The organism is Saccharopolyspora sp. NPDC002686 (genome assembly GCF_040295745.1).
Lineage (GTDB): Bacteria > Actinomycetota > Actinomycetes > Mycobacteriales > Pseudonocardiaceae > Saccharopolyspora > Saccharopolyspora oryzae.
Genome location: NZ_JBEOVY010000393.1, coordinates 1 through 6,688 on the forward strand (window position 1 = coordinate 1; position 6,688 = coordinate 6,688).

Annotated in this window: 6 protein-coding genes and 1 pseudogene; all 7 read right to left on the reverse strand. The window is 68.5% G+C overall.

Annotated elements, in window-relative coordinates:
* Positions 1 to 551, reverse strand: a 551-nt coding sequence (locus ABTZ89_RS33480; RefSeq protein WP_502949634.1) for a solute symporter family protein, incomplete at its 3' end; no start/stop codon positions are given.
* Positions 552 to 967: 416 nt separating this feature from the next.
* Positions 968 to 1,312, reverse strand: a pseudogene (locus ABTZ89_RS33485) (DUF485 domain-containing protein); the annotation flags it as partial.
* A gap of 305 nt (positions 1,313 to 1,617) precedes the next feature.
* Positions 1,618 to 3,360 carry a sodium/solute symporter gene (locus tag ABTZ89_RS33490; protein ID WP_270952757.1) on the reverse strand — a complete coding sequence of 581 codons (1,743 nt, stop codon included), beginning with the start codon at positions 3,358 to 3,360 and terminating at the stop codon, positions 1,618 to 1,620.
* Between the two features lie 46 nt (positions 3,361 to 3,406).
* Positions 3,407 to 3,811 carry a hypothetical protein gene (locus ABTZ89_RS33495; RefSeq protein WP_270952758.1) on the reverse strand — a complete coding sequence of 135 codons (405 nt, stop codon included), beginning with the start codon at positions 3,809 to 3,811 and terminating at the stop codon, positions 3,407 to 3,409.
* Positions 3,812 to 3,827: 16 nt separating this feature from the next.
* Positions 3,828 to 4,658 (reverse strand): LytR/AlgR family response regulator transcription factor, encoded by an 831-nt coding sequence (locus ABTZ89_RS33500; protein WP_270952759.1) that lies wholly within the window; start codon positions 4,656 to 4,658, stop codon positions 3,828 to 3,830.
* Between the two features lie 333 nt (positions 4,659 to 4,991).
* Positions 4,992 to 5,897: a S49 family peptidase gene (locus tag ABTZ89_RS33505; RefSeq protein WP_270952760.1), complete on the reverse strand. Its 906-nt coding sequence runs from the start codon at positions 5,895 to 5,897 to the stop codon at positions 4,992 to 4,994.
* A 9-nt stretch (positions 5,898 to 5,906) separates the two neighbouring features.
* On the reverse strand, positions 5,907 to 6,688 hold a 782-nt coding region (locus ABTZ89_RS33510), incomplete at its 5' end, for a sensor histidine kinase (protein ID WP_351052360.1).

Sequence of the window (6,688 nt, forward strand, 5' to 3'; positions counted from 1 at the left end):
ACCCAGACGGTCATCACGAACGCGCCCGCGATCAGCAGCGCGGCCTTGATGATCTGCACCCAGGTGGTGCCCTTCATGCCGCCGACCAGCACGTAGACGATCATCAGCGCGCCGACCACGGCGATCACCACGGCCTGGCCGGTCTTGCTGGAGATGCCCAGCAGCAGCGCGACCAGACCACCGGCACCGGCCATCTGGGCGAGCAGGTAGAAGAACGTCACGGCCAGGGTGGACAGCGACGCGGCGGTGCGCACCGGACGTTCCTTCATCCGGAAGCTGAGCACGTCGCCCATCGTGTACTTGCCGGTGTTGCGCAGCAGCTCCGCGACCAGCAGCAGCGCCACCAGCCAGGCCACCAGGAAGCCGATCGAGTACAGGAAGCCGTCGTAGCCGTAGACCGCGATCGCCCCGGCGATGCCGAGGAACGACGCCGCGGACAGGTAGTCACCGGCGATCGCGATGCCGTTCTGCGGGCCGGTGAAAGCGCGACCGCCCGCGTAGTAGTCGGCGGCGGTCTTCGTGTTCCGGCTGGCCCGGAACACCACGACCATCGTCACCGCCACGAACAGCGCGAAGATGCCGATGTTGAGCCAGCTGTTCTGCGCGGTCGCCGGAGTGGCGGCCAGTGGGGAAAGTGCGACGTTCACTTCTTCTGGCCTCCTTCGGCCTCGTCCGCCGCGTCCTCGTCGGCCTTCTCGTCAGCCTTGTCGGCGTCCGGCTTCTCGTCGTCGGCCTTCTCGTCATCCGACTTCTCGGCATCCGACTTCTCGCCGTCGGCCTTGTCGTCATCGGCCTTGTCGGCGTCCGACTTCTCGTCGTCGGCCTCGTCGGGCTCCGCCGCGTCCTCGTCAGCAGCCTTCTCGTCATCCGCCGCGTCTTCGTCAGCCTTCTCGGCGTCCGCCGCCGGAGTGGCCTTCTTCTCGGCGTCCTCCGACGGGGCGTCAGCCTTCTCGGGCTCCGCCGCGACCGCACCGCTCTCGAGGGAGTTGCGGATCTCCTCCGCGACCGGGTCGAGGTTGCGGTTGGCGTAGCGGACGTACGCGGTCGTGATGGCGAAGGTGGACACGAACTGCAGCAGGCCCAGCACCAGGCCGATGTTGATGTTGCCGACCAGCTTGATGCTCATGAAGCCGTGCGCGTAGTCGGCGAGCAGCACGTAAACCAGGTACCAGGCCAGGAACAGCGCCGAGACCGGGAAGACGAAGTTGCGCAGCCTGCGTCGCAATGCGGTGAATTCGGGGCTGCTCTGCGCAGCGGCCCAGGTTTCGGCGTCGATACCGGACCCGGACCCGACTTGGTCCGTGGTGCTCACGGGGTTCCTCCCAGCAGAAAAAAGGCCCCGGCCCGGAGCAGCCGGGACGCAAGCCAGAATCACTTTCAGGGCGGAAACGCTACGTAGTTCGCCCACGACAGGGAAGCCCTGAAGGGAGTACACAAGCTAACGATCGAGTGAAGTCGTTGCAGGCCAAGTGCAGGCAAGTAATTGCGACAAATCGACCCAGTTTCACCCGTTCGGACTATTGAATTCGATTCGCCAGAATATCTAGTTACTCAAAGTGATCAATTTTCCATCCAACATGCGATGAATGGACTAAACAACTCATCGGATGATCACACTCAGCGCTGGTGCCGACCGCCGGTCTCCGGCTGTTCGGAAGCGCCCGCGATCAGCTCGTCGTTGAGGAATCCGAGCCGGTCCGGGGCGTGCAGCCGCAGCATCACGCGCCCCACCCCGGCCGGTACTCGCGCCGAGGTCGCCCGGCTGACCAGCACGGCGACCGCGAACGCGATCGGCACCGTGACCAGCGCGGGCTGCCCGATCAACGTCGCCCACCAGGTCCCCGCGCGGTCCACGAAGTACGTCAGCAGCGCCGCGATCAGCACCAGGCTGCCGCCGACCACCATGCCGCTGGCGGCACCGGCCGCGGTGAGCCCGCGCCACCAGATCCCGAGCACCAGCACCGGGCAGAACGTCGAAGCGGCCATCGCGAACGCCAACCCGACGCTGCGCGCGATGTCGTGGTTGTCCGCGAACAGCGCCAACAACGCCGGCACCAGGCAGGCGAGCACGGCGAGCAGCCGGAAGTCGAACGTGCGCCCGCGCAGCACGTCCCGCGAGGACAGCACGCCGGCCAGGCTCAGCACCAGCCCCGACGAGGTCGACAGGAACGCGGCGAACGCCCCGGCCGCGGTGATCGACGCGAGCAGCCCACCGCCCCAGCCGCCCAGCATCTCGCTCGGCAGCAGCAGAACCGCCGCATCCGTCTCTCCGGTGACCAGCAGCTGCGGCACGTACAGCCGGGACAGCAGCCCGAAGATCGTCGGGAACAGGTAGAACGCCCCGAGCATCGCCATCACGTACAGCGTGGTGCGGCGGGCCGCGGTACCGCTCGGGTTCGTGTAGAAGCGGGCCAGCACGTGCGGCAGGCCCATCGTGCCCAGCAACGTCGCGACCAGCACCGAATACGTCTCGAGCAGTCCGAGCGCCCCGTCGTGCTGCGGCCGCAGCCAGGTCGCGTTGTCCGGTTCGGCGTCCGACACCACCGGCACCGCCGCCCCCGCCGGGAACCGGAGCTCGCTGCCCGCGGGCAGGTCGTGCTCGCCCGGCTGCAGGTAGATCGTGCCATCCCGGTCGGCCAGCCACACCGGTTCGCGGACGGTCAACCGCGCATCGGTGTCGAGGTGCACCTGGGTGTCGCGCGGGAACACCGGCGGCACCGGGGTTTCCAGCGCCTGCCGCTGCTCACCGCCCAGGAACACGATGAACAGCACGAAGGCGGGCAGCACGATCGCGAACAGCTTCACCCAGTACTGGAAGGCCTGCACCAGGGTCGCCGCGCGCAGCACCCCGGTGACCACGGTGACCAGCACGATCGCCGAAACCGCGAAAATCCCCGCCCAGTGCGCAAGACCGGTGATCGCCGACAACGTCATCCCGGCGCCCTGCAGCTGCGGCACCAGGTACAGCCAGCCGATCAGCACCACGAGCACCGTGCACAACGAGCGCAGCCGAAGCGAATCCAGCCGCGCCTCGGCGAAGTCCGGCAGCGTGTAAGCACCCGAGCGGCGCATCGGTGCCGCGACGAACAGCATCAGCGCCAAGTACCCGGCCGCGAAGCCGATCGGGTACCAGAGCGCGTCGACGCCGTCCTTGAGCACCAGCCCGGCGACACCCAGGAACGACGCGGCGGACAGGTACTCGCCGGAGATCGCCGCGGCGTTGTGCTCCTCGCGGACTTCCCGCCGCGCGGCGGAGAAGTCCGCGGTGGTGCGCGCCGAGCGGGACCCCCAGATCCCGATGGCGAAGGTCGCAGCGACGATCAGCACGACGCCGAGCAGGGACCAGGAATTCGAGGTCATCGCGCCTCGCCGGCTGCTCGGGTGTGCACGTCGTCGCTCATGGGCGTCAGTGCTCGACGATGTCCATGAAGTCCCGCTCGTGCCGCTCGGCCCGCCGGGTGCAGAGGTATCCGATCAGCACCAGGAACGGGTAGACCAGCACGCCGAGCAGCAACCACGGCAACCGGACGCCCACCACCGCGACGTCGCCGAGCACCGGCACCGCGCAGAACAGCGCCGGGAGCCCGAACAGCACGGCCGCGACCACGCCCATCAGCAGCAGGGCGCTGCGCAGCTGCGCTTTCACCAGGCTGGTGACCAGGACTTCGCCGACGCTGGTCTGCTCCTCCAGCTCCAGCATCGTGCGGGCGACCTGGCGGGTCCGACGGCGGTCGGCGAGCACCACGCGCTTGCGGCGCGGCCGGTGCGTTCCCCCGAGCCGACCGCGAACGTCGAAGCCGTCGGGACTCATCCGGCCGAACCGCGGATCACTGCTGCCCCCAGTTCTGCCGCGGCGCGCGGACCAGGCGGTCCTTGAGCTCGCGGGTGTGCCGACGGCTGACCGGAAGTTCCTTGGGCTGCCCGCCGCCGAGCACCACCGAGTACCCGGACGAGGACATCCGCAGCTCGGTGACCAGCGACAGCGACACCAGGAAGGAGCGGTGGATGCGCAGGAACCCGGCCTCGGCCCAGCGCTCTTCCAGCTGCGCCAAGGGGATTCGCACCAGGTGCGAGCCGTCGGTGGTGTGCAGGCGCGCGTAGTCGCCCTGCGCCTCGACCCAGCGCACGTCCTTGCGCGGGATCATCCGGGTGGTGCCGGCCAGCTCGACCGGGATCACCTCTTCGTCGTCCGGCGTCGCGGCTTCCAGCGCGCGCGGCCCCTTCGCCGCCTGCTGCTTGTTCTTCTCGATGGTGCGCAGCGCGCGGTCGATCCGCTCGGCGTTCGCCGGTTTCATGATGTAGTCCAGCGCGCCGACCTCGAACGCCTCGAGCGCGTTCTCCTCGTGCCCGGTGATGAACACCAGTGCCGGGGGGTTGCGGAACGCGGTGAGCACCCGCGCCAGCTCCATCCCGCTGAGCCCGGGCATGGAGACGTCCGCGAACACGGCGTCCACGACGGACTCGTCCGCGTCGCGCTGGCCGAACAGGTCGGGGTCGTCGCTGCGCAGCAGGCGCAGTGCCTCGGCCGCGTCGAACGCCGTCAGCACCCGCCCGACCCTCGGGTTGTTGCCGAGCAGGTACTTCATCTCGTCCAGCCCGGCCATCTCGTCGTCAACGGCCAGAACGACGAGCCCCGCTGGGTTCTCTCGTGTACTCACTGCACGCCATATCCTGCCGTCGAATCCCACTCGCGCCGAGTGAGTCCAGTCACGCCTCGCCAACAAAGCTAATTGCTAACGGAACGCACTGGTCTTCAGGGGGCTTACCACGGAATTCCCCCCTCGGGGCAACGGTTTTTCGCCCGTTCAGCCCAGCAACTACCGCCGAACGAGTGACAACCCCAGTGACATGATCAACAGAGCGCAATCGCGATGATCACCGTCCGCACAGTAGGCGCGCTCGTTCGCGCAAATCGACCGCAGTTTCAATTGAAACTGCGGTCGATCACGTTCCGAGATCACAGTTCCAGTTGGAACCGTCGAATTCGGCCGTCAGAGCCCGAAGCGGTTCCACATCGCGCGGTGTTCCAGGGCCTCCACAGTGGACAGAACGGTGTCCGCGGGGGATCCGCCGAGGCGAACTCCGGAGGACATGCCGAGCCTGGCCAGCAGCGGTTTGCGCGCTTCGACGGTGTGCAGGTGCGCGTCCGGGAACTTCTCCTTCACGATCTCCCGCAGCGAACCCACCCCGTCCACCAGGCCGAGCTCCGCCGCCTTCCCGCCGGTCCACACCTCACCGGAGAACAGCTCGTCGTCGGTGCCGTTGAGCTTGCTGCCGCGGCGCTTGCGCACCCAGTCCCGGAACTGCTCGTGCAGCTCGCCCTGCAGGCCGCGCAGCCACTCCACGTCCTCTTCCTTCTCCGGGACGAACGGGTCCAGCCGCACCTTGTGCGCGCCCGCGGTGTAGACCCGGCGCTCCACGCCCAGCTTCTCGATCAACCCGTTGAGCCCGAAGCTCGCGCTGACCACCCCGACGGATCCCACGATCGACGTCTGGTGCGCGTAGATCTCGTCGGCCGCGCAGGCCAGCCAGTACCCGCCGGACGCCGCGACGTCCTCGCAGTAGGCGATCACCGGCACGTCCTTCTCCGCGGCCAGCTCGCGAATCCGGTCCGCCACCAGCGCGGACTGCGTCGGCGCGCCGCCCGGCGAGTTCACCGACAGCACCACGCCGGTGAGCCGGTCCTGGCCGAATGCTCGGGTCAGCGCCGACTCCACGGTCTGGGTCGAGATCGTCGGCCGGCTCATCGGCGACGGCGTCGACGTGATGACGCCGTGCAGCTTCACCACCGCCACCACCGGCCCGCGCTCCGCTCGCTCGGCGAGCTTGGCCGGCAGCTTCGAGGACAACTTGCCGGACAACAGGTCGGTGAACTTCTGCGGCGCCTTCTCGGTCATACCCCGACGTTACCGGCTCACCGCAGGGCCGGCCGCCAATCCGACGCCCGTTTCGTCGAAGGCCGGCGGCGGCACCGGACGCACGCCCGGCGCGAACTTCGGCACCCGCATGATGACCTTCATGCCCGCGTCCTGCTCGGTCTCCACGACCAGGCCGTAGTCGTTGCCGAAGGTCGCCCGCATCCGGTTGTTGATGTTGCCAAGGCCGACGTGCGCACCGGTCATGTGCGCGTCGGAGAGCTCGGCGTCGAGCCGGTCCGGGTCCATCCCGATGCCGTCGTCGTCGACGCTGATCAGCGCCTCGGTCCCGTTGTCCTCGGCGGTCACTGAGACGGTTCCGCCGCCCGGCTTGTTCGCCAGTCCGTGCCGGACCGCGTTCTCCACCAGGGGCTGCAGCGCCAGGAACGGCACCACGACCGGCAGGACCTCCGGCGCGATCTTGAGCTGCACCCGCAGCCGGTCCGGGCCGAACCGGGCGCTCTCCAGCGTCAGGTAGCGGTCGATGTTGCGGATCTCGTCGGCCAGCGTGGTGTAGAGGCCGCTGGTGCGGAACGAGTAGCGGGTGAAGTCGGCGAACTCCTGCAGCAGGTCACGCGCGTGCTCCGGATCGGTGCGGATCAGCGAACCGATGGTGTTCAGCGCGTTGTAGATGAAGTGCGGCGAGATCTGCGCCCGCAGCGCGCGGACCTCGGCCTGCGCCAGGCGTTCCTTGGACTCCTGCAGCTCGGCGAGCTCCAGCTGGGTCGAGACGTGGTTGGCGACCTCGCCGGCCGCGCGGAGCAGCCGCTTGC